This window comes from Burkholderia sp. AU31624 (genome assembly GCF_020420065.1).
Taxonomy (GTDB): domain Bacteria; phylum Pseudomonadota; class Gammaproteobacteria; order Burkholderiales; family Burkholderiaceae; genus Burkholderia.
In genome coordinates this window covers 368,200-392,502 of the sequence record NZ_JAIZRT010000005.1, presented here as the reverse complement: position 1 = coordinate 392,502, position 24,303 = coordinate 368,200, and the positions used below count along the sequence as shown (strand labels likewise).

Below are 24,303 nucleotides of genomic sequence, written 5' to 3'. Positions count from 1 at the left end.
GCGCAGAGGCAGCCGGCGCGCAGGGCCGGCGTATCGGCATAGTGGCCGGCCGTGCCGCGACGGCGGTCAGCCGATCTGCTCGAGCTCTTCCTGCGCGGCGAGCCAGTCGGACTCGACCGTTTCGAGACGCGTGTTGACGTCCCCGAGCTTGCGGATCGCGTCGGTCAGTTCCGTCTTGCGCTCGGCTTCGTAGCTCGCCGGGTCGGCGACGAATGCGTCGAGACGCGCCTTCTCCGCGTGCAGTGTCTCCATTTCCTTTTCGAGCTTCGTGATGCGCGTCTGCAGCGGTTTCTTCAGCACCGACAGGCGCTGCCGCTCCTCGGCCGCTTGACGCTTCTGGTCCTTGCGGTTGGCTGCGGCACTCGCACCCGAAGAGGCCGCGCTGTCGGCCTTCGCGGCCGCGCGCTGCTCGGCCGCGTGCTGCAGCAGCCAGTCGCGGTAGTCGTCGAGGTCGCCATCGAACGGCTGCAGCCGGTGCTTCGCGACCAGCATGAACTGGTCGGTCGTCGCGCGCAGCAGGTGACGGTCATGCGAGACGAGGATCAGCGTGCCTTCGAACTGCGCGAGCGCCATCGTCAGCGCATGACGCGTTTCGAGGTCGAGGTGGTTGGTCGGTTCGTCGAGCAGCAGCAGGTTCGGCTTCTGCCAGATGATCAGCGCGAGCGCGAGGCGTGCCTTTTCACCGCCCGAAAACGGCCCGACCGGCGTGGTCGCCATATCGCCCGAGAAGTTGAAGCCGCCGAGGAAGTCGCGCAGTTCCTGCTCGCGCGTGTCGGGCGCGAGCCGTGCCAGATGCGCGAGCGGCGAATCGTCCTCGCGCAGCGTTTCGAGCTGGTGCTGCGCGAAATAGCCGATCGTCAGCCCCTTGCCGTCGCGGACGTGCCCCGACAGCGGCGCGAGCGTGCCGGCCAGCGTCTTGATCAGCGTCGACTTGCCCTGGCCGTTCGCGCCGAGCAGGCCGATGCGCTGGCCGTTCTGGATCGACAGCGCGACGCGTTCGACGATCGGGATTTCCGCTCCGCCGTCGGCGTGGTAGCCGCAGCGGACGTCTTCCATCACCATCATCGGGTTCGGCGCGGCATCGGGCGTGCGGAATTCGAACGTGAACGGCGACGCGATGTGCGCAGGCGCGATCAGCTCCATCTTTTCGAGCGCCTTCATCCGGCTCTGCGCCTGCTTGGCCTTGGTCGCCTTGGCCTTGAAGCGGTCGACGAAGCTCTGCAGGTGCTCGATCGTCTTCTGCTGCTTTTCGTACGCGCTTTGCTGCAGCGCCAGTTGCTGCGCGCGCAGCACTTCGAACTGCGAGTAGTTGCCGCCATAGCGCTTCACCTGGCGGTTTTCCAGATGCAGCGTGACATTGCAGATCGAATCGAGGAATTCGCGGTCGTGCGAAATCACGACGAGCGTGCCGGGGTAGCGGTGCAGCCAGTCTTCGAGCCAGACGATCGCGTCGAGGTCGAGGTGGTTCGTCGGTTCGTCGAGCAACAGCAGGTCGGAACGGCACATCAGCGCCTGCGCGAGGTTCAGGCGCATGCGCCAGCCGCCGGAGAAGCTGGCGACGGATTCGCGCGTCTGCGCGAGCGTGAAGCCGAGGCCGAGCAGCAGCGCCTCGGCGCGGGCGGGCGCGGTGTAGCCGTCGGCGTCGGCGAACGCCGCGTGCGCGTCGGCTTCGGCGGCGCCGTCATGCGCGGCGGACGCGGCGGCGATGCGGGCCTCGATCTCGCGCAGCGCGGCGTCGCCGTCGAGCGTGTAGTCGAGCGCCGAGCGGTCGACGGCGGGCGTTTCCTGCGACACATGGGCGATTCGCCACGACGGCGGCATCGAGAAATCGCCGCCGTCTGAGTGCAGCTCGCCGCGCAGGACCGAGAACAGGGTCGACTTGCCGGCGCCGTTCGCGCCGATCAGGCCGGCTTTCTCGCCGGGATTGAGCACGAAGGAGGTCGACTCGAACAGCGGCTTGGTGCCGCGCGCAAGGCTGAACTGATTGAAACGGATCACGGCGGAAATGACTGGCCAAAACCGCTATTCTAGACTGCGCGCCGTTCGCGCCGGGCATTGGCCGTTCGGCGGATGCCGCAACGGGGCAATTTCGCCTAGACTCCACGTCGATCCGGTTTCATAAAAGGAGTGCCCGATGTCCACCCTGTATTCGTTCAGCGCAGAGACGCTTGCCGGCGCACCGGCCTCGCTCGACGCGTATCGCGGCAAGGTGCTGCTGATCGTCAACACCGCGAGCGAGTGCGGTTTCACGCCGCAGTATGCGGGCCTGCAGAAGCTGTACGACCAGTACGCGGCGCGCGGCTTCTATGTGCTCGGCTTCCCGTGCAACCAGTTCGGCAAGCAGGAGCCCGGCGACGCCACGCAGATCGGTGCGTTCTGCGAGCGCAATTACGGCGTCACGTTCCCGATGTTCGCGAAGATCGACGTGAAGGGCGACCATGCGCATCCGCTGTACCGCTACCTGACCGACGAGGCGCCCGGCATTCTCGGTCTCAAGGCGATCAAATGGAATTTCACGAAGTTCCTGGTCGATCGCGAAGGGCGCATCGTCAAGCGCTACGCGCCGTCAACCAAGCCGGACGAAATCGCCGCGGATATCGACAAGCTGCTGTGACGGCTGCCGGCGGCGTTCGCGGCGCCGGTGCGGATCGCACGGGCGCCGCCGCCGTCCCGGCCGCTAGAGGATCGGGGCGAACAGCCGCGCGACGTGCATCGCGATGCGCCGCCAGGCGGGCGATTGGCGGTATTCGCTCGCATCGACCTCGTACGCCTGCGCGAAATCGGCATCGAGCATCGTCTCGACTTCGTCGGCGAACGTGCGATCGACGGTCAGCACCATGATCTCGAAATTGAGGCGGAACGAGCGGTTGTCGAGGTTCGCGCTGCCGATCGCTGCCGCGATGCGGTCGATCAGCACGACCTTCTGGTGCAGGAAGCCGGGCCGGTAGCGGAACACCTTGACGCCCGCATCGACCAGGTCGCGCGCGTACAGCTTCGACGCCTCGAATACCACGTAATGATCGCGCCGGCTCGGGATCAGGATGCGCACGTCGACGCCGCGCATCACGGCGAGCTTCAGCGCGGCGATCACGGCTTCGTCGGGGACGAGGTACGGCGTGGTGATCCAGACCCGCTCGCGCGCGGCATTGATCGCCTCGACGAAGAACAGCGAGCCCGTCTCCTGCTTGTCGGCCGGCCCCATCGGCACCGCGAGGCAATGCATGTTGTCGCCGGGCTGCGCGGGCGGGGGCAACGCGAGCGGCGGCAGCTTCTGCGTTGCCCAGTGCCAGTCTTCGGCGAACACGTACTGGATGCTCGCGACCACCGGGCCGCGAATCTCGATGTGCGTGTCGCGCCACGGCGACAGGCGCGGCTTTGCGCCGAGATACTCGACGCCGACGTTGTGGCCGCCCACGAACGCGCAATTGCCGTCGACGACGACGATCTTGCGGTGGTTGCGGAAGTTGAGCTGGAAACGGTTGACGAACTTCCGGTTGGTCGCGAACGGATGAACCTCGACGCCGCCCCGGCGCAACGTGTCGACGTAGCTGTGCGGGAGGTCGAAGCTGCCGATGCTGTCGTACAGCAGGCAGCAGCGCACGCCGGCCGCCGCGCGCGCGAGCAGCGAGTCGCGCAGCATCCGGCCGAGCGCATCGTCGCGCACGATGAAGAACTGCACCACCACGTAGTCGCGCGCGGCGTCGATGGCCGCCAGGATCGCCGAGAACGTCGCGTCGCCGTTCACGAGCGTGCGCACCGAATTGCCGCCGAGGAACGGCATGCCGCCGAGGCGCGTGAGCGCGAGCACCGCGGCCTGGCCGATTGCGTCGGCGGCCGGCCCGTCGGTCGCGTCGGTGGTGAGCCAGGGCGAGCGCGGCGTGTGCATGCGCAACATTTCCAGCTCGTGGCGCCGGGCGTCCACGTAGCCTGAGAACTTGCTGCGGCCGAGGAACAGGTACGGAATGAGCGTCAGGTAGGGCATGGCCGCGAGCGAGACGGCCCACGCGATCGCGCCTTGCGACGTACGCGTATTCATGATCGCGTGGAACGCCGCGACGATCCCGAGCACGTGGATGGTCAGGATCAGGGTGCCGAGATGTAGCCAGTCGAGGGTCATGGGCGCGTGTCGGACTCCTGAGGTCGCGCGGCCGGGCGGCCGCCTACGCGCATCTTACCCAACCGTGCGGCGCAACGGTGCACCGCACGGTGGGCGAGCCGGGAAGGCTCAGGCCTTGCGGGGCAGGTCCGACGCCTGGATCAGGAACACGGCGTCGTCGCCCGCGCTGGTGGGCAGCCACGTGAGCTCGAGGCCGCCGAACGCGGCTTCGACGTGCTCGCGCTCGTTGCCGATCTCGACGACGAGCACGCCGTCGTCGTGCAGCCAGCGATGGGCCTCGGCGACGATGCGTCGCACGATGTCCATCCCGTCGTCGCCGCCCGCGAGCGCCATCTCCGGCTCGTGCCGGTACTCGGGCGGCAGCGCGGCCATCGACGCCGCGTTCACGTACGGCGGGTTCGTCAGGATCACGTCGTAGCGCGAGCCCGGATCGGTGCGGAACGTGGGCAGCGGTGCGTAGAGGTCGCCGCGGTGCAGCGCGACACGGTCTTCGAGGCCGTAGTCGCGTACGTTGATCTCGGCGACTTCGAGCGCCTTGTCGGACAGGTCGACCGCGTCGATCTCGGCGTTCGGGAACGCGCTCGCCGCGAGGATCGCGAGGCAGCCGGAGCCCGTGCACAGTTCGAGCACCGCGCCGACCTGCTCGGGATCGGCGACGTACGGCTGCAGCCCGTCGTCGAGCAGTTCGCCGATGAACGAGCGCGGCACGATCACGCGTTCGTCGACGTAGAAGCGGTGGCCGTGCATCCACGCTTCATGCGTGAGGTACGCGGCCGGTACGCGGTCGGCCGCGCGCCGTTCGATCACCGCGAGCACGGCCGCGATTTCGTCGGGCAGCAGCCGCGCGTCGAGGAACGGCTCGAGCGTGTCGAGCGGCAGGTCGAGCGTGCGCAGCACGAGGTAGGCCGCTTCGTCGTATGCGTTGTCGGAGCCGTGGCCGAACGCGAGCTTCGCTTTCGAGAAGCGCGTGACCGCGTAGCGCAGCAGGTCGCGAACAGTGGCAAAAGGTGTCGTCATGCGAGGCTCCATCAGGCGATCAGTTGTTCGAGCACGCGGCGGTACACGTTCTTCAGCGGGTCGACGAAGCGCACTTCGATGTGCTCGTCGATCTTGTGGATGCTGCCGTTCGGCGGGCCGAACTCGATCACCTGCGGGCAGATGCGCGCGATGAAACGGCCGTCCGACGTGCCGCCCGTGGTCGACAGCTCGGTCGTGATGCCGGTCTCGGTGCGGATCGCGTTTTCCAGCGCGCCCGACAGCTCGCCGCGCGGCGTGAGGAACGGCAGGCCGCTCACCGACCACTTCAGCGTGTATTCGAGGCCATGCTTGTCGAGGATCGCGTGCACGCGTGCCTGCAGGCCTTCGACGGTGCTGGCGGTCGAGAAGCGGAAGTTGAACAGCAGGTCGGCGTGGCCGGGAATCACGTTGGTCGCGCCGGTGCCGGCATGCAGGTTCGACACCTGCCAGGTGGTCGGCGGGAAGTATTCGTTGCCTTCGTCCCACTGCTCGGCGGCGAGCTCGGCGAGCGCCGGCGCGAGCAGGTGGATCGGGTTCTTCGCGAGGTGCGGATACGCGATGTGGCCCTGCACGCCCTTGACGACGAGTTCGCCCGACATCGAGCCGCGGCGGCCGTTCTTCACGACATCGCCGAGCTCGGCGGTCGACGTCGGCTCGCCGACGATGCAGTAGTCCATGCGCTCGCCGCGTGCTTCGAGCAGCTCGACGACCTTCACGGTGCCGTCGGTGGCGGGGCCTTCCTCGTCGCTCGTGATCAGGAACGCGATCGTGCCGCGGTGGCCGGGATGGGCCCCGACGAATTCCTCGGACGCGACGACGAACGCCGCGAGCGACGTCTTCATGTCGGCCGCGCCGCGGCCGTACAGCTTGCCGTCACGATGGGCGGGGATGAACGGCGGCGAGCTCCATTGCTCGAGCGGGCCGGTCGGCACGACGTCGGTGTGGCCCGCGAACGCGAGCAGCTTGCCGTCGCGGCCGTCGGTGCCGCGCTTGACGGCCCACAGGTTGGTCACGCCGTGCGACGCGATGGTCTCGCATTCGAAGCCGAGCGCGGCGAGGCGCTCGGTCATGATCTGCTGGCAATGCTGGTCGTCGGGCGTCACGGATGCGCGGGCGATCAGCTGTTCGGTAAGGGCTAGGGTGGCGGACATGGTTCGGACCACTTTCGATAAAAAATGCCGGCGCGGTGGCCGGCAGCGACAAGACGTCGGGCTGCGCCGACAGGCGCAGCGCGGGCAGCCCTATGCGGCAAACAGCGCCGCGTATTGATCGGCCACGAAGCCGAGCGATTTCACGCGGCCGTTGACTACCAGCACGGGGCGCTTGATGACCGACGGCTTGTGGATCATCAGCGCGACCGCGCCGGCCTTCGTTTCGGCGGCCGCCTTCATCGCGTCGTCCAGGCCGCGCCACGTCGTGCCGCGCTTGTTGACGAGCGCGTCGAGCGACACGTCCTTCAGCCAGTCCTCGACGAGCGGTGCGCTGACACCGAGCTTCTTGAAGTCGTGAAACTCGAATTCGACGCCGTGATCGTCGAGCCACACGCGGGCCTTCTTCACGGTGTCGCAGTTCGGAATGCCGTAGACGACCACGGTGTGCGGCTTTGCCATCAGTCGCCTCGCAGCAGCTCGTTCAGGCCGACCTTCGCGCGGGTCTTCGCATCGACCTTCTTGACGATCACCGCGCAGTACAGGCTGTGCGAGCCGTCCTTCGACGGCAGGTTGCCGGCGACGACGACCGAGCCGGCCGGGATGCGGCCGTAGCTGACTTCGCCCGTCTCGCGGTCGTAGATCTTCGTGCTCTGGCCGAGGTACACGCCCATCGAGATCACCGAGTTTTCCTCGACGATCACGCCTTCGACGACTTCCGAGCGCGCGCCGATGAAGCAGTTGTCCTCGATGATGACCGGGTTGGCCTGCAGCGGCTCGAGCACGCCGCCGATGCCGACGCCGCCCGACAGGTGCACGTTCTTGCCGATCTGCGCGCACGAACCGACCGTGGCCCACGTGTCGACCATCGTGCCTTCGTCGACGTACGCGCCGATGTTCGTGTACGACGGCATCAGCACGACGTTCTTCGCGATGAACGAGCCGCGGCGCGCGATGGCCGGCGGGACGACGCGGAAGCCGCCCGCGGCGAAATCTTCGGCGGTGTAGTTCGCGAACTTCGACGGCACCTTGTCGTAGAACTGCGAGTAGCCGCCGGCGGGCATCGGCGCGTTGTCCTCCAGGCGGAACGACAGCAGCACGGCCTTCTTCAGCCACTGGTGCACGGTCCAGTTGCCGTCGATCTTCTCGGCCACGCGCAGCGCGCCTTTGTCGAGCTGCTCGATCGCGTGCGCGACGGCTTCGCGGACGTCGGCCGGTGCGGCCTTCGGCGACAGCTCGGCGCGGTTGTCCCAGGCGGTATCGATGATTTGCTGAAGTTGTTGCGACATGTTCGTTTTCGCAGGAGATGGATGGAATTGATCGGATGGACGATTACCGCGCGAGAGAGCGGCAGAAATCGACGATGCGTTGCGCGCCCTCGACGCATTCGGGGGTGCCCGCGACGAGCGCGATCCGGATGAAATCGCGGCCCGGATTCGTGCCGTGCGCATCACGCGCCAGGTACGAGCCGGGCAGAACCGTCACATTATAGTCGGCGTACAGGCGGCGGGCGAACTCGGTGTCCGACAGCCCGGTGCGCGACACGTTGGCCCACAGGTAGAACGCCGCGTCGGGCAGCTTCACGTCGATCACGTCGGCCAGCATCGGCGTGACGGTATTGAACTTCTGCAGGTACAGCGCGCGGTTCTCGCGCACGTGCGCCTCGTCGTTCCACGCGGCGATGCTCGCGTGCTGCCAGACCGGCGACAGCGCCGCGCCGTGGTACGTGCGGTACAGCAGGAATTTCTTCAGCAGCGCCGCGTCGCCGGCGACGAAGCCCGAGCGCATGCCCGGCACGTTCGAGCGCTTCGACAGGCTCGACAGCATCACGAGCCGCTCGAAGCCGCGGCCGAGACGGTGCGCGGCCTCGAGGCCGCCGAGCGGCGGCGCCGCTTCGTCGAAATAGATTTCCGAATAGCACTCGTCGGACGCGATCACGAAACCGTGGCGGTCGGACAGCGTGAACAGCTCGCGCCAGTCGTCGAGCGTCAGCACGGCGCCCGTCGGATTGCCCGGCGAGCAGACGTACAGCAGCTGCGTGCGCGCCCAGACTGCGTCGGGCACGGACGCGTAGTCGCACGCAAAGTTGCGGGCCGGGTCGCTGTTCGCGAAATAGGGTTCGGCACCGGCCAGCAGCGCCGCGCCCTCGTAAATTTGATAGAAAGGATTCGGACAGAGTACGATCGCCTTCTCGCCCTGTTCGGCCGGGCGTGCGTCGATCACCGTCTGCGCGAGCGAGAACAGCGCCTCGCGCGACCCCGACACGGGCAGCACCTGCGTGGCCGGATCGATGGCCGGCAGCCCGTAGCGGCGCTCGAGCCAGTGCGCGATCGATGTGCGCAGCGCGTCCGAGCCGGCGGTGGCCGGGTACGACGCGAGGCCGTCGAGCGCGGCTACCACGGCGTCGCGGATCAGCGCCGGGGTCGCATGTTTGGGCTCGCCGATGCCGAAGCTGATCGGTTTGAGGGCGCCGGAGGGCGTCACGTCCTTGAACAGGGCGCGCAGCTTTTCGAAGGGATAGGGCTGGAGCGAGTCGAGTCGAGGGTTCACGGGCGAAGCGGCCATCGCGGCCGGTTGGAGCGAAAGAAGCGGCGGGCGCGCCGCGCGGCTGCGAACGGGCGCCGACGGCGCGCGGGTCGCAACGGACGATTATAGCGTGACGGAATGCGGTCACGGCCTGCCGGAACGGCGGCCGGGCCGGTCGAATAAAGGGTATTGAACCAAATGAATAACGCGGTACGCGGCAGCCTGCCGACGCTGGCCATCCTGGTCGGCGCATCGGTATGGGGCCTGATCTGGTATCCGCTGCGGATCCTGGCGTCGCTCGGCGTGACGGGCACGCTGGCGAGCGCGCTGACGAGCCTCGTCGCGTTCCTGTTTGTGATCGTCGCGCGCCACCGCACGATCGCGACGCTGCGCTGGCACTGGGTGCTGCCCGGCATCGCGGTGACGGCCGGCGTGACGAACCTCGGGTTCGTGTGGGGGACGATCCACGGCGAGGTGCTGCGCGTGATGCTGCTGTTCTACCTGACCCCCGCATGGACCGCGATCTACGCGCACTTCCTGCTGCGCGAGCGGCTGACCTGGGCCGGCGCGGGGCTCGCGGCGCTGTCGATCGGCGGCGCGATGCTGATGCTGTGGTCGCCGACGCTCGGCCTGCCGCTGCCGGCCACCCCGGCCGAATGGGCCGGGCTCGCGGCCGGGTTGAGCTTCGCGATGAGCAACGTGCTCGTGATCAAGGCGAGCCGCGAGTTGCCGGAGATGCGCGCCGAGATGCGTACCGCGACGCTGTTCGGCGGCGCGGCGGTGTTCGGCGCGATCGCGTCGCTGTTCGAGGGGATCCCGGCTGCGCCGGCGGGCGGCCACCTCGGCACGGCCGTGCTGATCATCGTCGCGATCGGCGTGACGATGGCGTCGAACAACCTGCTCGTGCAGTACGGGCTGGCGCGCGTGCCGGCCAACCGTGCGTCGATCATCATGCTGTTCGAGATCGTGATCACCGCGCTGTCGGCCTGGGTGTTCGCGAACGAGCTGCCGAGCGCGCGCGAGTGGGCGGGCGGCGCGTGCATCGTGCTGGCGACGCTGCTGTCGAGCCGGGTCCATCGTGCCGCGCCGGCACCGGACAAACCCGGCGACGGTCGGGACGCCGCACGCGCGATGGTATGATGGAAGCCGTTTGCGGGGCCCAACGCTGTATGCGCGCGGCCCCGCTTTTGAATTCCGGAGCGCATCGCGCGCATGGGCTGTCCGGCCTCGCGCAGTGCGGCTCCGTCCGTTTCACACCTTCTTCACATCCGATACCGCCGTGCGTCTGAGCTCGATCAAACTCGCTGGCTTCAAATCCTTTGTCGATCCCACGCATTTCCAGGTTCCGGGCCAGCTTGTCGGCGTGGTGGGCCCGAACGGGTGCGGCAAGTCCAACATCATCGATGCCGTGCGCTGGGTGCTCGGCGAGTCGCGCGCTTCCGAGCTGCGCGGCGAATCGATGCAGGACGTGATCTTCAACGGCTCGACCGCCCGCAAGCCCGGCAGCCGGGCCAGTGTCGAACTGATCTTCGACAACTCCGACGGCCGCGCGGCCGGCCAGTGGGGCCAGTACGGCGAGATCGCCGTGAAGCGCGTGCTGACGCGCGACGGCACGTCGAGTTACTACATCAACAACCTGCCGGCGCGCCGCCGCGACATCCAGGACATCTTCCTCGGCACCGGCCTCGGGCCGCGTGCGTACGCGATCATCGGGCAGGGCATGATCGCCCGGATCATCGAGGCGAAGCCGGAAGAGCTGCGCGTGTTCCTCGAGGAAGCCGCGGGCGTGTCGAAGTACAAGGAACGCCGCCGCGAGACCGAGAACCGCCTGCATGACACGCGCGAGAACCTGACCCGCGTCGAGGACATCGTCCGCGAACTCGGCGCGAACCTCGAGAAGCTCGAGGCGCAGGCTGTCGTTGCCACCAAGTACAAGGAACTCGTCGCCGACGGCGAGGAGAAGCAGCGCCTGTTGTGGCTGCTGCGCAAGAACGAGGCCGCCGGCGAGCAGCAGAAGCAGCAGCGCGCGATCGAACAGGCGCAGATCGACCTCGAGGCGCAAACGGCGAAGCTGCGCGAGGTCGAGGCGCAGCTCGAGACGCTGCGCGTCGCCCATTATTCGGCAAGCGACGCGATGCAGGGCGCGCAGGGTTCGCTCTACGAAGCGAACGCCGAGGTGAGCCGCCTCGAAGCCGAGATCAAGTTCATCGTCGAATCGCGCAATCGCGTGCAGGCGCAGATCGCCGCACTGAATGCGCAGCGCGAGCAATGGCGCGCGCAGGCCGAGAAGGCGCAGGACGAGCTCGAGGAAGCCGAAGAAGCGCGCGCAATGGCCGACGAGAAGGCCGCGCTCGCCGAAGACAACGCCGCCGCGAAGCACGATGCGCTGCCGGCGCTCGAAGCGAAATTCCGCGATGCGCAGGCGCAGCTCAACGACGAGCGCGCGCGGATCGCGCAGACCGAACAGTCGCTGAAGCTCGAAGCCGCGCACCAGCGCAACGCCGACCAGCAGCTCCAGCAGCTGCAGCAGCGCCATGAGCGCCTGAAGAGCGAAGCGGGTGGGCTCGACGCGCCGGACGAGGCTCAGCTCGAAGAGCTGCGCATGCAGCTCGCCGAGCAGGAAGAGATCCTGGCCGAAGCGCAGGCGCGCCTCGCCGACGCGCAGGAAACGGTGCCGCGCCTCGATGGCGAACGCCGTGCCGCGCAGGAGCGCGTGCAGGCCGAAGCCGCGCAGATCCACCAGCTCGAGGCGCGTCTCGCCGCGCTGAAGCAGCTGCAAGAAAATGTTCAGACCGAAGGCAAGGTGCAGCCGTGGCTCGACAAGCACGAGCTCGGCGCACTGCCGCGTCTGTGGAAGAAGCTGCATGTCGAAGCCGGCTGGGAAGCCGCGCTCGAGGCCGTGCTGCGCGAGCGCCTGGCCGCGCTCGAAGTGTCGAATCTCGACTGGGTGAAGGCTTTTGCCACCGACGCACCGCCCGCGAAGCTCGCGTTCTATGCGCCGCCCGCGGCCGGTGAACCGCCGGCGGCCGTGGCCGGTCTGCGTCCGGTGCTGTCGCTCGTGCGCATCGACGATGCGGGTATCCGCGCGGTGCTGAACGACTGGCTCGGCAACGTGTACGTCGCCGACGACGTCGCGCAGGCGCTCGCGACACGCACGCAGCTGCCGGCAGGCGGCGCGTTCGTCGTCAAGGCCGGCCATATCGTCACGCGCGTCGGCGTGCAGCTGTATGCGGCCGATTCGGAGCAGGCCGGGATGCTGGCCCGCCAGCAGGAAATCGAAAACCTGACGCGCCAGGTGCGCGCGCAGGCGCTGCTCGCCGACGAGGCGCGCACGGCCGCTGTCCGCGCGGAGGCCGCTCACACGCAGGCCACGCAGGCGCTCGGCGACGTGCGCGCGCAGGCCGAGCGTGCGACGCAGCGCGTGCATGCGCTGCAGATGGACGTGCTGAAGCTTGCGCAGGCGCACGAACGTTACACGCAGCGCAGCACGCAGATCCGCGAGGAACTCGAGGAAATCGGCGCGCAGATCGAAGAGCAGCGCGCGATGCGCGCGGAGTCGGAAGCGAATTTCGAGCGTTTCGACGGCGAACTGGCCGAACTGCAGGCGCGCTTCGAGGACAATCAGCTCGCATTCGAGGCACTCGACGAATCGCTGACGCAGGCGCGTCAGGAAGCGCGTGACCTGGAGCGCGGCGCGAACGACGCGCGCTTCGCCGCACGCAATGCCGTGACGCGGATCGACGAGCTCAAGCGCAGCATCCAGGTCGCGCACGAGCAGAGCGAGCGCGTCGCCGCGTCGCTGGAAGACGCACGCGCCGAGCTCGAGACGATCAACGAGCAGACCGCGCACACGGGCCTGCAGGACGCGCTCGAGATTCGCGCGGTGAAGGAAGAGGCGCTGCAGGCCGCGCGGATCGAACTCGACGACCTGACCGCGAAGCTGCGTGCGTCGGACGAGCAGCGCCTCGTCGCCGAGCGCTCGCTGCAGCCGTTGCGCGACCGCATCACCGAATTGCAGTTGAAGGAGCAGGCCGCGCGCCTGTCGGTCGAGCAGTTCGCCGAGCAGCTCGTGACGGCCGAGGTCGACGAGGTGGCGCTGTCCGCGAAGCTCACGCCGGATCTGAAACCGTCGTACCTGCAGGGCGAGGTCACGCGCCTGAACAACGCGATCAACGCGCTCGGCCCGGTGAACATGGCCGCGCTCGACGAGCTGAAGGCCGCGAGCGAGCGCAAGGTGTTCCTCGACGCGCAGTCGGCCGACCTGATCGACGCGATCACGACGCTCGAGGACGCGATCCACAAGATCGACCAGGAAACCCGCACGCTGCTGCAAGGCACCTTCGACGAGGTCAACCGTCACTTCAGCGACCTGTTCCCGCGCCTGTTCGGCGGCGGCCAGGCGAAGCTGATCATGACGGGCGACGAAATCCTCGATGCCGGCGTGCAGGTGATGGCGCAGCCGCCGGGCAAGAAGAACGCGACGATCCACCTGCTGTCGGGCGGCGAGAAGGCGCTGACCGCGACCGCACTGGTGTTCGCGATGTTCCAGCTGAACCCGGCGCCGTTCTGTCTGCTCGACGAGGTCGACGCGCCGCTCGACGACGCGAACACCGAGCGTTTCGCGAATCTCGTGCGCGCGATGTCCGACAAGACGCAGTTCCTGTTCATCTCGCACAACAAGATCGCGATGGAAATGGCGCAGCAGCTGATCGGCGTGACGATGCAGGAGCAGGGCGTGTCGCGGATCGTTGCGGTGGACATGGAAACCGCCGCGGGTTTTGCCCAGAATTGACGTTTGACGAAACCGGACCGCGTTCGCGCGGCGCATGGGCGCCCGTTCGCGGTTCCGACGAACAAGAATTGCTGATGGAGCGTGCATGGACGAGTTGACACTCGGTTTGATCGGCGCGGGCGCCGTCGTGGTGGGCGGCGTCGTGGTCTACAACGCATGGCAGGGCGCGAAGGTGCGGCGCAGGATGCCGCGCCCGATGCCGGAGGAAGCGGCCGAGGCGATGAACCGCCCCGAGCGCGAGGAAGAATTGCCGTTCATCGAGCCGGTGCGCCAGCCGGTGCGGCGTGAGCCCGCGGCACCGGCCCCGGCGGCCGCCACGGGCGGCACGCCGGCCGAAGTCGCGCGCGTCGAGCCGACGTTCGGTGGAGCGGCACCTGCCGATACGCCGGCCGATCTGCAGGCCGAGGCGACCGGTATCGATGCACCGGCCGAGTCGGTCGAGCCGGTTGCCGGCGAGGCAGCCGCACCGGCTTCCGCGCACGACACGCACGCTGAACCGGCAGAGCCGGCCGAACCCGTGCTGCCGGCCGCCACGACGATCTCGTCGGCTCCGCCGGCGATCGTCGACCGCCGGATCGACTGCATCGTGCCGATCCGCCTCGGCGGGTCGCTGCCGGGCGACAAGATCCTGCCGGCCGCGCAGCGGCTGCGCCGCGCGGGCAGCAAGCCCGTGCACATTGAAGGCAAGCCGGAAGGCGGCCAGTGGGAGTTGCTGCAGAACGGCGTGCGCTACGAGGAGCTGCGCGCGGCCGCGCAGCTCGCGAACCGCAGCGGTGCGCTGAACGAGCTCGAGTTCTCCGAATTCGTGACGGGCGTCCAGCAGTTCGCCGACGCGATCGACGGCGCGCCGGAATTCCCGGACATGATGGAAACGGTCGCGATGGCGCGCGAGCTCGACGCGTTCGCCGCGCAGTGCGACGCGCAGCTGTCGATCAACGTGATGTCGGACGGCGCGCCGTGGTCGGCGAACTACGTGCAGGCGGTCGCGTCGCAGGACGGGCTGCTGCTGTCGCGCGACGGCACGCGTTTCGTGAAGCTCGACGCGAAGCAGAACCCCGTGTTCATGCTGCAGTTCGGCGACACGAACTTCCTGCGCGACGACCTCACGTACAAGGGCGGCAACATGATCACGCTGGTGCTCGACGTGCCGGTCGCCGAAGAGGACATCCTGCCGTTCCGGCTGATGTGCGACTACGCGAAGTCGCTGTCCGAGCGGATCGGCGCGCGGGTCGTCGACGATTCGCGGCGGCCGCTGCCGGAATCGACGCTGGTCGCGATCGATCAGCAACTGATGAAGCTGTACGCGAAGCTCGAGGAAGCCGGCATCCCGGCCGGTTCGCCGGTCACGCGCCGCCTCTTCAGCCAGTAACGCGCGCCCGGCGGGCGGCGGCTTTCGGTGCCGTCGCCCGTCGCTGCAATGCACCGTGCTTGTGTGCACTGCAGCGGGCCCGCGCGGCTCGCATCGCGTGCCCCCGCTGCGGCGTCAAACTGAGATAATCGGAATTCCGATTTTTCAGAACGACTCTGCCGCCAGCATGGCCCGAACCCAAGCCGAACCGCCAGCCAGCCAGCCCGACGCGCGTGCCGCGTGGCTGCGCGATCAACTCGAGCGGGCGAACTACGCCTACTACGTGCTCGACCAGCCGGATCTGCCCGACGCCGAATACGACCGGCTGTTCCGCGAACTGCAGCAGCTCGAAGCCGACCATCCGGAACTCGTGACGCCCGATTCGCCGACGCAGCGTGTCGGCGGCGAGGCGGCCGGCGGCTTCACGCCGGTCGTCCATGACGCGCCGATGCTGTCGCTGAACAACGGTTTCGCGGACGAGGACATCGTCGCATTCGACAAGCGTGTCGCCGACGCGCTCGACAAGACGACCGATCTCGCCGGCTCGGTGACGGAGCCCGTCGAATACGCATGCGAGCTGAAGTTCGACGGTCTCGCGATCTCGCTGCGCTACGAGCAGGGCGTATTCGTCCAGGCATCGACGCGCGGCGACGGGACCACGGGCGAGGACGTGACCGAGAACGTGCGCACGATCCGTTCGATTCCGCTGAAGCTGAAGGGCAAGAACGTGCCGGCTGTACTCGACGTGCGCGGCGAGGTGCTGATGTTCAAGCGCGATTTCGCACGCCTGAACGAACGCCAGCGCGCGGCCGAGCAGCGCGAATTCGCGAACCCGCGCAACGCGGCGGCCGGCAGCCTGCGCCAGCTCGACTCGAAGATCACCGCGCAGCGTCCGCTGTCGTTCTTCGCGTACGGGATCGGCGTGCTCGACGGGATGCCGATGCCCGATACGCACAGCGCGCTGCTCGACTGGTACGAGTCGCTCGGCCTGCCCGTGAACCGCGAGCGCGCGGTCGTGCACGGCGCCGAGGGCTTGCTCGACTTCTTCCGCAAGGTCGGCGAGAAGCGCGAGTCGCTGCCGTACGACATCGACGGCGTCGTCTACAAGGTCAACCGGCGCGACGAACAGGAGCGTCTCGGCTTCGTGTCGCGCGCGCCGCGCTTCGCGCTCGCGCACAAGTTCCCCGCACAGGAGGCGCTGACCAGGCTCGTCGCGATCGACGTGCAGGTCGGCCGCACCGGCGCGATCACGCCGGTCGCGCGCCTCGAGCCCGTATTCGTCGGCGGCGCGACCGTGACGAACGCGACGCTGCACAACGAGGACGAGGTGCGCCGCAAGGACATCCGGATCGGCGATACCGTGATCGTGCGCCGCGCGGGCGACGTGATCCCCGAGGTGGTCGGCGCGCTGCTCGACCGGCGCCCGGCCGATGCGGCCGAATTCGTGATGCCGACCGAATGCCCGGTGTGCGGCTCGAAGATCGAGCGCTTGCCGGACGAAGCGATCGCGCGTTGCACGGGCGGCCTGTTCTGCCCGGCGCAGCGCAAGCAGGCGCTGTGGCATTTCGCGCAGCGCCGCGCGCTCGACATCGACGGGCTCGGCGAGAAGATCATCGACCAGCTCGTCGAGCTGAATCTCGTGCGCACGCCGGCCGACCTGTTCAATCTCGGCTTTGCGACGCTCGCCGAGCTCGACCGGTTCGCCGAGAAGTCGGCACAGAACCTGCTCGACTCGCTCGAGAAGGCGAAGCATACGACGCTCGCGCGCTTCATCTACGGGCTCGGCATCCGTCACGTGGGCGAATCGACCGCGAAGGATCTCGCCAAGCATTTCGGCTCGCTGACGCCGATCATGGACGCGTCGATCGAAGAACTGCTCGAAGTCAACGACGTCGGGCCGATCGTCGCCGAGTCGCTCCATCAGTTCTTCGCGGAAGAGCACAACCGGACCGTGATCGAGCAGTTGCGCGCGCCGGGCAAGGTGACGTGGCCGGAAGGGCCGCCCGCGCCGAAGGCGCCGCAGGGCGTGCTGGCCGGCAAGACGGTCGTGCTGACGGGCACGCTGCCGACGCTCACGCGCGATGCCGCGAAGGAAATGCTCGAAGCGGCGGGCGCGAAAGTGGCCGGTTCGGTATCGAAGAAGACGGATTACGTGGTCGCGGGCGCCGAAGCCGGCAGCAAGCTCGCGAAGGCCGAGGAACTCGGCATCCCCGTGCTGGACGAAGACGGCCTGCACCAACTCCTGGAGGGTAATACGCCATGATTCGCGAGATCCTGAAGATGGGCGATCCGCGCCTGCTCGAAGTCGCCAAGCCGGTCGAGCGGTTCGATACACCCGAACTGCACGAGATCGTCGCGGACATGTTCGAGACGATGCACCACGCGAACGGCGCTGGCCTGGCTGCACCGCAGATCGGCATCGGGCTGCAGATCATCATCTTCGGCTTCGGCAACAACAACCGCTACCCGGACGCGCCGCCGGTGCCCGAGACCGTGCTGATCAACCCGAAGATCGAGTACCTGCCGCCGGACATGGAAGAGGGCTGGGAAGGCTGCCTGTCGGTGCCGGGCATGCGCGGCGTCGTCAGCCGCTACGCGAAGGTGCGCTACAGCGGCTTCGACCAGTACGGCGAGAAGATCGACCGCGTGGCCGACGGTTTTCACGCACGCGTCGTCCAGCACGAATACGATCACCTGATCGGCAAGCTGTATCCGATGCGGATCACCGACTTCACGCGTTTCGGCTTCACGGAAGTGCTGTTCCCGGGGCTCGATCCGGCTTCCGACGATTGATCGGCCGGCTTCGCCGGCGTCTCGCAGACAAGAAAAAAGCCCGCTTGCGCGGGCTTTCTCATTGCATGGTGCACGTGTAGGCGCCGGCGATCAGAACGTCTCGTCGGCCGACAGATAGCGCCATTGACCCTGCGGCAGTGCGCCGAGCATCACGCGGCCCATCCGGACGCGCTTCAGGCCGATCACGTCGAGGCCCACCAGCTCGCACATGCGACGGATCTGGCGCTTCTTGCCTTCGCGCAGCACGAAGCGCAACTGCTCGCCGTTCTGCCAGCTCACCATCGCGGGCTTCAGCGCGACGCCGTCGAGCTCGAGGCCGTGGCGCAGCTTCGCGAGCGATTCCGCGGGGAAGTGCTGGTCGATGTCGATGAGCCGCTCGCCGAAGCGCACGCGTACCAGGTATTCCTTGTCGATATCCGACTGCTCGCCGATCAACTGCTTCGCGATCACGCCGTTCTGCGTCAGCACGAGCAGGCCGGTCGAATCGATATCCAGGCGGCCGGCCGGTGCGAGGGCATGCAAGTGCTGCGGCGAGAAGCGTACCGGCGAATGGTCGCCGCTCCAGCGGTTCGCGCGCGTGATCAGCACGGCAGCGGGCTCGTAGCCGTCTTCCGCCTGGCCCGACACGTAGCCGACCGGCTTGTGCAGCAGGATCGTCACCTGCGCGGCCTGCGCGGCGCTCGCGCGTTCGTCGATCTCGATCTTCTGGTCGGCGCGGACCTTGGTGCCGAGCGTGTCGATGCGTTCGCCGTCGACGAGCACCCAGCCCTTTTCGATCCATTCGTCGGCTTCGCGGCGCGAGCACATGCCGAGCTCGGACATCCGTTTCGACAGGCGCATCAGGCCCGATTCGTCACCGTAGTCGACGTCGGCGGCGGCGCGCTTGACCGGTTGCGCGGTCTTGACCGCACCGAACGAGCGGCGCTCGCCGTCGCGTGCGGGGCGGGCCGGACGGTCGCCGAAGCTGCGCTTCGCACCTTCGCCGGCAGGCTTGTCGCGATACGACGGGCGCTTGCCGTCGTCGGCGCCTGAGCGGCGCGGGCGGGCATCGTCATCACGGCGCGGCGGGCGATCGGACGACGTGCGGCGGTCGCCGAAGCTGCGCTTCGCGCCTTCGCCGGCTGCGTTGTCGCGATACGGCGCGCGTGTGCCGCCTTCGCCTGCACCTGCACGACGCGGCCGTGCATCGTCATCGCGGCGCGGCGGACGATCGGACGACGTGCGGCGGTCGCCGAAGCTGCGCTTCGCGCCTTCGCCGGCTGCGTTGTCGCGGTATGGCGCGCGTGCGTTGCCTTCACTGAAACCTGCGCGGCGCGGACGTGCATCGTCATCGCGGCGGGGCGGGCGATCCGACGACGGGCGACGATCGCCGAAGCTGCGCTTCGCGCCTTCACTGCCTGCGTTGTCACGATACGGCGCGCGTGCACCGCCTTCGCCACCTGCACGACGCGGCCGCGCGTCGTCATCGCGGCGCGGCGGACGATCCGACGACGTACGACGGTCGCCGAAGCTGCGTTTTGCACCTTCACCGCCTGCGCTGTCGCGATACGGCGCGCGTGCACCGCCTTCGCCACCTGCACGACGCGGCCGCGCGTCGTCATCGCGGCGCGGCGGACGATCGGACGACGTGCGGCGGTCGCCGAAGCTGCGCTTCGCGCCTTCCCCGGCCGCGTTGTCGCGATAAGGGGCGCGCGTGCCGCGTTCCGCACCGCCGTCACGCGGTGCACGCTTGGCCGGTGCGCGATCCGCGCCCGGGCGCTCGGCGCCCGCGGCAGCGCGCGGCTTGAACGTGCGTTCGCCGGCGCCGGCCGGGGACGCTTTCTTCGGGCGGGCCGGCTTGTCCCCGGCGGGAGGCGTAGCGGGACGCACCGCCTTGCGGGCGACGAGGCTGCCGGAGCGGACAGGGGCGCGGGTCGGCGACGCCGGCTTCGGATTCTTGACGGTTAATTTGGTGCGCATAAACGCTGGGATTCATTCAGACTGCGATCGCACGCAGCAATTCGGTTTCGAGCTGGATCTGCAGGCGGTTGTCGGACAGGCCGGCACCCGCGAGCAGGAAGATGTCCTCGACGCGTTCGCCGAGCGTATTGATCCGCGCCGCGTGGACGCCGATCCGATGCTCGGCGAGTACGCGCGCGATCGAATAGAGAAGGCCTGGCCGGTCGTTGGCCGACACGGACAGGATGTAGTACTGGCCGCGTTCGTCGGCCCGCAGGTCGACGCGCGGCGTGATCGGAAACGTCCGGGACAGCCTCGACAGGCGGCCCTTGGACGGCTCCGGCAGCGGTGCGGTTTCGGTGAGTCGCGACGCGAGTTGCTGCTCGACGAGATTCGCGATGTCGCGATACCGCACGTCACGTTCGGTCTGCGTGACGATGAAGTTGTCGAGCGCATAGCCGTGCCGCGTCGTGCTGACGCGTGCGTCGAGCACCGACAGCCCGTTGCGGTCGAAATACGCGCAGATGCCCGCGAACAGGTCGGGGCGATCCTTCACGTATACGAGCACCTGCAGCGCGTCGCCGATCGGCGACGGCCGCGCGCGGACGATCGCGGTTTCGGCATTCACGTGCCGGTACAGCACACGTGTCTGCCACGCGATGTCGGCCGCGTCGTGACGCAGGAAGAAGCCGACATCGAGCTGATCCCACAGCGCGCAATGCGCATCGTCGGGCACGGTCTCGAGACGCAGCAGCGCAAGCGCCTGCTCCTGCCGCGACTTCAGCTCCGAATGCGCGTCGGGGTTGGCCCCGCCGAGCACCGCGAGCGTGATGCGGTACAGATCCTCGAGCAGCTTGCCCTTCCACGTGTTCCACACCTTCGGGCTCGTGCCGCGGATATCGGCGACGGTCAGCAGGTACAGCGCGGTGAGGTACCGCTCGTTGCCGACGACTTCGGCGAAGCGCTTGATGACTTCCGGGTCGCTCGTGTCCTGCTTCTGCGCGACCTGGCTCATCGTCAGGTGATGCTGGACGAGCCACACGATCAGCGCTGCATCGTCGCCGGCAATGCCGTGCTCGCGGCAGAAGCGCCGCGCATCGGCCATCCCGAGCGTCGAGTGATCGCCGCCGCGGCCCTTCGCGATGTCGTGGAACAGTGCCGCGACATACAGCACCCACGGGCGCTCGAAGTTGCCGATCAACTGGCTGCAGAACGGATATTCGTGCGCGTGCTCGGCCACCGCGAAGCGGCGGATATTGCGCAACACCATCAAGATGTGCTGGTCGACCGTGTACACGTGGTACAGGTCGTGCTGCATCTGGCCGACGATGCGGCGGAAGTTCAGCAGGTAGCGGCCGAGCACGCTCGTCTGGTTCATCAACCGGAACGCGTGCGTGATTCCTTCGGGTTGCTGAAGGATCCGCATGAACGTGTCGCGGTTCTGCGGATCGCGGCGCCACGTGTTGTTCATGATCTCGCGCGAGTTGTACAGCGCGCGCAGCGTGCGGGCGGACAGGCCCTTCACGCCACGGGTCGTCTCGTACAACAGGAACGCTTCGAGGATCGCGTCGGGGTGGCGTTCGAACACGCCGTCGTCGACGATCTCGAGCATGCCCTGCTTTTCGACGAAGCGGTCGGGCGACAGCACGCGCGTGATGCCGCTCGTCGCGGGGAACAGCTGCGCCTCGATGTTCTGGATCAGGATCGTCGCGAGCTGCGTGACGGCTTTCGCGGCCCAGTAATAGCGGCGCATCAGCTGTTCGCTCGCGCGCTTGGCCTGCGTCGCCTGATAGCCGAAGCTCTCGGCGGCCTGCGTCTGCAGGTCGAACACGAGCATGTCCTGGCGGCGGCCGGCGATCACGTGCAGCCGCGCGCGCAGCGTTTTCAGGAAACCTTCGTTGCGGCGCAGCTCGCGCGCCTCGCGATCGGTGATGAGACCACGCGTGTCGAGCTCGCGCCAGCTGCTGCCGAAACCGGCCGCGCGCGCGATCCACAGGATCGTCTGCAGGTCGCGCAACCCGCCGGGGCTTTCCTTCACGTTCGGTTCGAGGCTGTAAGGCGTGTCCTGGAACTTCGCGTGGCGCTGGCGCATCTCGAGCACCTTCGCGGTGAAGAACGCGCGGGCGTCGAGCGCCTCGTGGTAGCGCACCGTGAAGCGTTCGAACAGCGCGGTGCTGCCGACGATGCGGCGCGCTTCCAGCAGCGAGGTCTGCACCGTGACGTCCTGCGACGCCTCCTCGATGCACTGCGCGACCGTGCGCACGCTGCTGCCGATCTCGAGGCCGAGATCCCACGCCATACCGATGAAGCGCTCGATGCGGGCGTCGAGGGCCGGATCGTGCGCATCGGGCAGCAGCACGAGGATGTCGACGTCGGAATAGGGCGCGAGTTCGCCGCGCCCGTAGCCACCGACGGCGACGAGCGCGAGCGTCGCGGGCAGCCCGCAGTCGTCCCACACGCGCTTCAGCGCTTCGTCGGTGAGTTTCGACAGCGCGTGCATCAGCGACGCGACGTTCGCCGCGCGGCGAAAGCGCTCGAGCATCTCCGCTTTGGCGGCCTTGAATTCGGCGCGCCGCGACAGCGCTTCGGGCGAGGGGGCTGCGTGAGCGCTCATGGGCGGCCGTTCAGGTGCGGGTGGGGCGGGCTGGCGCGACGGCGCTCAGACGGCGGCGGCCGGTTGCGCGAACACCGGGCGCGCCGGCGTGCCGGCCGACACGGTCAGCACCTCGTAGCCGGTTTCGGTGACGAGCACCGTGTGCTCCCACTGCGCCGACAGGCTGCGGTCGCGCGTCTTGACCGTCCACTGGTCGGGCATCGTGCGGATGTCGCGCTTGCCGGCGTTGATCATCGGCTCGATCGTGAAGATCATCCCGGCCTTCAGTTCGATGCCGGTGCCCGGGCGGCCGTAGTGGACGACCTGCGGATCTTCGTGGAACACCGTGCCGATGCCGTGGCCGCAGTATTCGCGCACGACGCTGTAGCCCTGCGCTTCCGCGTGCTTCTGGATCGCGTAGCCGATGTCGCCGAGGTGCGCGCCGGGCTTGACCTGGTCGATGCCGAGCCACATGCATTCGTAGGTGGTCTGCACGAGGCGCTTCGCGAGGATCGAACCCTCGCCGACGATGAACATGCGGCTCGTGTCGCCGAAGTAGCCGTTCTTGATCACGGTGATGTCGATGTTCAGCGCATCGCCGTTCTTGATCACCTTCTCGCCGGGAATGCCGTGGCAGATCACGTCGTTGACCGAAATGCAGGTGGCCTTCGGGTACGGCGGGTAGCCGGGCGGCTGGTAGTTCAGCGGCGCCGGGATCGTGCCCTGTTCGTTGAGCATGAACTCGTGGCAGAGGCGGTCGAGTTCGGCGGTCGTGACGCCCGCGACGACGTGCGGCGTGATGAAGTCGAGCACTTCGCTCGCGAGACGGCAGGCGACGCGCATCTCGGCGATATCGTGTTCGTTTTTGAGCGTAATAGCCATCGAGGTATGCCTGGAATGCGGTGAATTGACGGATTATCGCACCTTCTGGCAGGCCTCGCAGCCCCTGCCGGCGGTGCGGATGCGGGTTTTCGCGGATTGTCCGGCCGGCTGCCGCGCGGCAAGCGAAAGAGGTGAGCGACTTGAGAGCGGACAAATCGGCGTGCTATACTCTTTGGCTAAGTCGATATCCAATTGCCGAGCTTGCCCCATGTTGGGGCGGCATGACGGATGGAAGGCTTGCGGCACGGGCGTTTGCACGTGCCGAATCGCAAGCCGGCGCAACCAGGGTGCCGGCCGCGCGGCATTCGCGCCCTTCGGGGTGGGATCGCGCGGCGGTACGGCGGCCGGCTTAAGACCCAACCCTCGTGGAGAATTTACATGGCAGTTACGATGCGCCAAATGCTGGAAGCGGGTGTCCACTTCGGTCACCAGACGCGCTTCTGGAACCCGAAGATGGCTCCGTTCATTTTCGGTCACCGCAACAAGATTCACATCATCAACCTCGAAAAGACGCTGCCGATGTTCACGGACGCACAGAAGTACGTGCGCCAGCTGGCAGCGAACCGCGGCACGATCCTGTTCGTCGGCACGAAGCGTCAATCGCGTGACACGATCGCCCAGGAAGCGCAGCGCGCAGGTATGCCGTTCGTCAACGCACGCTGGCTCGGCGGCATGATGACCAACTTCAAGACGCTGAAGGTATCGATCAAGCGCCTGAAGGACATGGAAGCGGCAGTCGAGGCAGGCGAGCTCGAAAAGATGAGCAAGAAGGAAGCGCTGCTGTTCGAACGCGAAATCGCCAAGCTGCAAAAGTCGATCGGCGGCGTGAAGGACATGGGCGGCATTCCGGACGCGATCTTCGTCGTCGACGTCGGCTACCACAAGATTGCTGTCACCGAAGCGAACAAGCTGGGCGTGCCGGTCATCGCCGTGGTCGATACGAACCACTCGCCGGAAGGTGTGGATTACGTGATCCCGGGTAACGACGACTCGAGCAAGGCAGTCGCGCTGTACGCTGAAGGCGTGGCCGATGCGATCCTCGAAGGCCGTGCGAACGCGGTCAACGAAGTGGTCCAGGCCGCACGCGGCGACGACGAGTACGTCGAGGAAAACGCGTAACTGGCCCCGAGCCGGCGCAAAAAGGGGGCT

17 protein-coding genes are annotated in these 24,303 nt (G+C 67.7%); 7 read left to right on the top strand and 10 right to left on the bottom strand.

Features of this window, described 5'->3' with window-relative positions; all coding sequences use genetic code 11:
- Nucleotides 1-66: 66 nt before the first annotated feature.
- On the bottom strand, nucleotides 67-1,998 hold the full coding sequence (locus LGM89_RS20855) for an ATP-binding cassette domain-containing protein (protein WP_089495112.1): 1,932 nt from the start codon (nucleotides 1,996-1,998) through the stop codon (nucleotides 67-69).
- Between the two features lie 136 nt (nucleotides 1,999-2,134).
- Between LGM89_RS20855 and LGM89_RS20850 the strand changes: the two genes are divergently transcribed.
- On the top strand, nucleotides 2,135-2,614 hold the full coding sequence (locus LGM89_RS20850) for a glutathione peroxidase (RefSeq protein ID WP_089425699.1): 480 nt from the start codon (nucleotides 2,135-2,137) through the stop codon (nucleotides 2,612-2,614).
- A gap of 63 nt (nucleotides 2,615-2,677) precedes the next feature.
- Here the strand turns inward: LGM89_RS20850 and cls are convergent, their stop codons facing one another.
- The 6 genes from cls to dapC all read right to left on the bottom strand — a co-directional run bounded on the left by cls (nucleotide 2,678) and on the right by dapC (nucleotide 8,847).
- A complete protein-coding gene (gene cls, locus LGM89_RS20845; protein ID WP_226206908.1) occupies nucleotides 2,678-4,117 on the bottom strand; it encodes a cardiolipin synthase in 1,440 nt (479 codons plus the stop codon).
- A gap of 108 nt (nucleotides 4,118-4,225) precedes the next feature.
- Complete coding sequence (gene prmB / locus LGM89_RS20840) at nucleotides 4,226-5,134, bottom strand: 50S ribosomal protein L3 N(5)-glutamine methyltransferase (RefSeq protein WP_226206907.1); 909 nt, start codon at nucleotides 5,132-5,134, stop codon at nucleotides 4,226-4,228.
- Nucleotides 5,135-5,145: 11 nt separating this feature from the next.
- The gene (gene dapE, locus LGM89_RS20835) at nucleotides 5,146-6,285 is read right to left on the bottom strand and encodes a succinyl-diaminopimelate desuccinylase (RefSeq protein WP_226273777.1); all 1,140 of its coding nucleotides are present in this window, start codon (nucleotides 6,283-6,285) and stop codon (nucleotides 5,146-5,148) included.
- A gap of 90 nt (nucleotides 6,286-6,375) precedes the next feature.
- Nucleotides 6,376-6,744 (bottom strand): ArsC family reductase, encoded by a 369-nt coding sequence (locus LGM89_RS20830; RefSeq protein ID WP_069248286.1) that lies wholly within the window; start codon nucleotides 6,742-6,744, stop codon nucleotides 6,376-6,378.
- Nucleotides 6,744-7,571: a 2,3,4,5-tetrahydropyridine-2,6-dicarboxylate N-succinyltransferase gene (gene dapD, locus LGM89_RS20825; protein ID WP_014896723.1), complete on the bottom strand. Its 828-nt coding sequence runs from the start codon at nucleotides 7,569-7,571 to the stop codon at nucleotides 6,744-6,746. Before dapD ends, LGM89_RS20830 begins: the two co-directional genes overlap by 1 nt.
- 43 nt (nucleotides 7,572-7,614) lie before the next feature.
- Complete coding sequence (gene dapC / locus LGM89_RS20820) at nucleotides 7,615-8,847, bottom strand: succinyldiaminopimelate transaminase (RefSeq protein WP_226206905.1); 1,233 nt, start codon at nucleotides 8,845-8,847, stop codon at nucleotides 7,615-7,617.
- A 159-nt stretch (nucleotides 8,848-9,006) separates the two neighbouring features.
- Here dapC and LGM89_RS20815 point away from each other — a divergent pair, with 159 nt between their 5' ends.
- The 5 genes from LGM89_RS20815 to def all read left to right on the top strand — a co-directional run bounded on the left by LGM89_RS20815 (nucleotide 9,007) and on the right by def (nucleotide 17,741).
- A complete protein-coding gene (locus tag LGM89_RS20815) occupies nucleotides 9,007-9,948 on the top strand; it encodes a DMT family transporter (RefSeq protein ID WP_089495106.1) in 942 nt (313 codons plus the stop codon).
- A gap of 139 nt (nucleotides 9,949-10,087) precedes the next feature.
- Nucleotides 10,088-13,600, top strand: a complete 3,513-nt coding sequence (smc, locus tag LGM89_RS20810) for a chromosome segregation protein SMC (protein WP_175237113.1) — start codon at nucleotides 10,088-10,090, stop codon at nucleotides 13,598-13,600.
- 85 nt (nucleotides 13,601-13,685) lie between these two features.
- Complete coding sequence (locus LGM89_RS20805) at nucleotides 13,686-14,969, top strand: cell division protein ZipA C-terminal FtsZ-binding domain-containing protein (protein WP_089495105.1); 1,284 nt, start codon at nucleotides 13,686-13,688, stop codon at nucleotides 14,967-14,969.
- 166 nt (nucleotides 14,970-15,135) lie between these two features.
- Nucleotides 15,136-17,211 (top strand): NAD-dependent DNA ligase LigA, encoded by a 2,076-nt coding sequence (gene ligA, locus LGM89_RS20800; protein WP_089473102.1) that lies wholly within the window; start codon nucleotides 15,136-15,138, stop codon nucleotides 17,209-17,211.
- Complete coding sequence (gene def / locus LGM89_RS20795) at nucleotides 17,208-17,741, top strand: peptide deformylase (protein WP_039342702.1); 534 nt, start codon at nucleotides 17,208-17,210, stop codon at nucleotides 17,739-17,741. Before ligA ends, def begins: the two co-directional genes overlap by 4 nt.
- Nucleotides 17,742-17,831: 90 nt before the next feature.
- Here def and LGM89_RS20790 read toward each other — a convergent pair whose 3' ends face one another.
- From LGM89_RS20790 to map, 3 genes are read right to left on the bottom strand one after another with little or no spacing between them, the layout of a single operon-like run.
- Entirely contained in the window at nucleotides 17,832-19,700 is a 1,869-nt protein-coding gene (locus LGM89_RS20790) for a pseudouridine synthase (protein WP_226273776.1), read from the bottom strand.
- A gap of 16 nt (nucleotides 19,701-19,716) precedes the next feature.
- Nucleotides 19,717-22,293, bottom strand: a complete 2,577-nt coding sequence (locus LGM89_RS20785) for a [protein-PII] uridylyltransferase (protein ID WP_089495102.1) — start codon at nucleotides 22,291-22,293, stop codon at nucleotides 19,717-19,719.
- A gap of 45 nt (nucleotides 22,294-22,338) precedes the next feature.
- Nucleotides 22,339-23,154 carry a type I methionyl aminopeptidase gene (gene map / locus LGM89_RS20780; RefSeq protein ID WP_012328760.1) on the bottom strand — a complete coding sequence of 272 codons (816 nt, stop codon included), beginning with the start codon at nucleotides 23,152-23,154 and terminating at the stop codon, nucleotides 22,339-22,341.
- A 378-nt stretch (nucleotides 23,155-23,532) separates the two neighbouring features.
- On the opposite strand from map, the gene rpsB reads away from it, so the two are divergent.
- Nucleotides 23,533-24,273 (top strand): 30S ribosomal protein S2, encoded by a 741-nt coding sequence (rpsB, locus tag LGM89_RS20775; RefSeq protein WP_006752149.1) that lies wholly within the window; start codon nucleotides 23,533-23,535, stop codon nucleotides 24,271-24,273.
- Nucleotides 24,274-24,303 lie beyond the last annotated feature (30 nt).

Coding starts and splice junctions, on each gene's coding strand:
- map (WP_012328760.1), bottom strand. CDS start 23,154: ATGGCTATTACGCTCAAAAACGAACACGATATCGCCGAGATGCGCGTC.
- LGM89_RS20815 (WP_089495106.1), top strand. CDS start 9,007: ATGAATAACGCGGTACGCGGCAGCCTGCCGACGCTGGCCATCCTGGTC.
- prmB (WP_226206907.1), bottom strand. CDS start 5,134: ATGACGACACCTTTTGCCACTGTTCGCGACCTGCTGCGCTACGCGGTC.
- dapC (WP_226206905.1), bottom strand. CDS start 8,847: ATGGCCGCTTCGCCCGTGAACCCTCGACTCGACTCGCTCCAGCCCTAT.
- ligA (WP_089473102.1), top strand. CDS start 15,136: ATGGCCCGAACCCAAGCCGAACCGCCAGCCAGCCAGCCCGACGCGCGT.
- dapE (WP_226273777.1), bottom strand. CDS start 6,285: ATGTCCGCCACCCTAGCCCTTACCGAACAGCTGATCGCCCGCGCATCC.
- cls (WP_226206908.1), bottom strand. CDS start 4,117: ATGACCCTCGACTGGCTACATCTCGGCACCCTGATCCTGACCATCCAC.
- LGM89_RS20785 (WP_089495102.1), bottom strand. CDS start 22,293: ATGAGCGCTCACGCAGCCCCCTCGCCCGAAGCGCTGTCGCGGCGCGCC.
- rpsB (WP_006752149.1), top strand. CDS start 23,533: ATGGCAGTTACGATGCGCCAAATGCTGGAAGCGGGTGTCCACTTCGGT.
- LGM89_RS20805 (WP_089495105.1), top strand. CDS start 13,686: ATGGACGAGTTGACACTCGGTTTGATCGGCGCGGGCGCCGTCGTGGTG.
- LGM89_RS20830 (WP_069248286.1), bottom strand. CDS start 6,744: ATGGCAAAGCCGCACACCGTGGTCGTCTACGGCATTCCGAACTGCGAC.
- LGM89_RS20850 (WP_089425699.1), top strand. CDS start 2,135: ATGTCCACCCTGTATTCGTTCAGCGCAGAGACGCTTGCCGGCGCACCG.
- LGM89_RS20790 (WP_226273776.1), bottom strand. CDS start 19,700: ATGCGCACCAAATTAACCGTCAAGAATCCGAAGCCGGCGTCGCCGACC.
- dapD (WP_014896723.1), bottom strand. CDS start 7,571: ATGTCGCAACAACTTCAGCAAATCATCGATACCGCCTGGGACAACCGC.
- def (WP_039342702.1), top strand. CDS start 17,208: ATGATTCGCGAGATCCTGAAGATGGGCGATCCGCGCCTGCTCGAAGTC.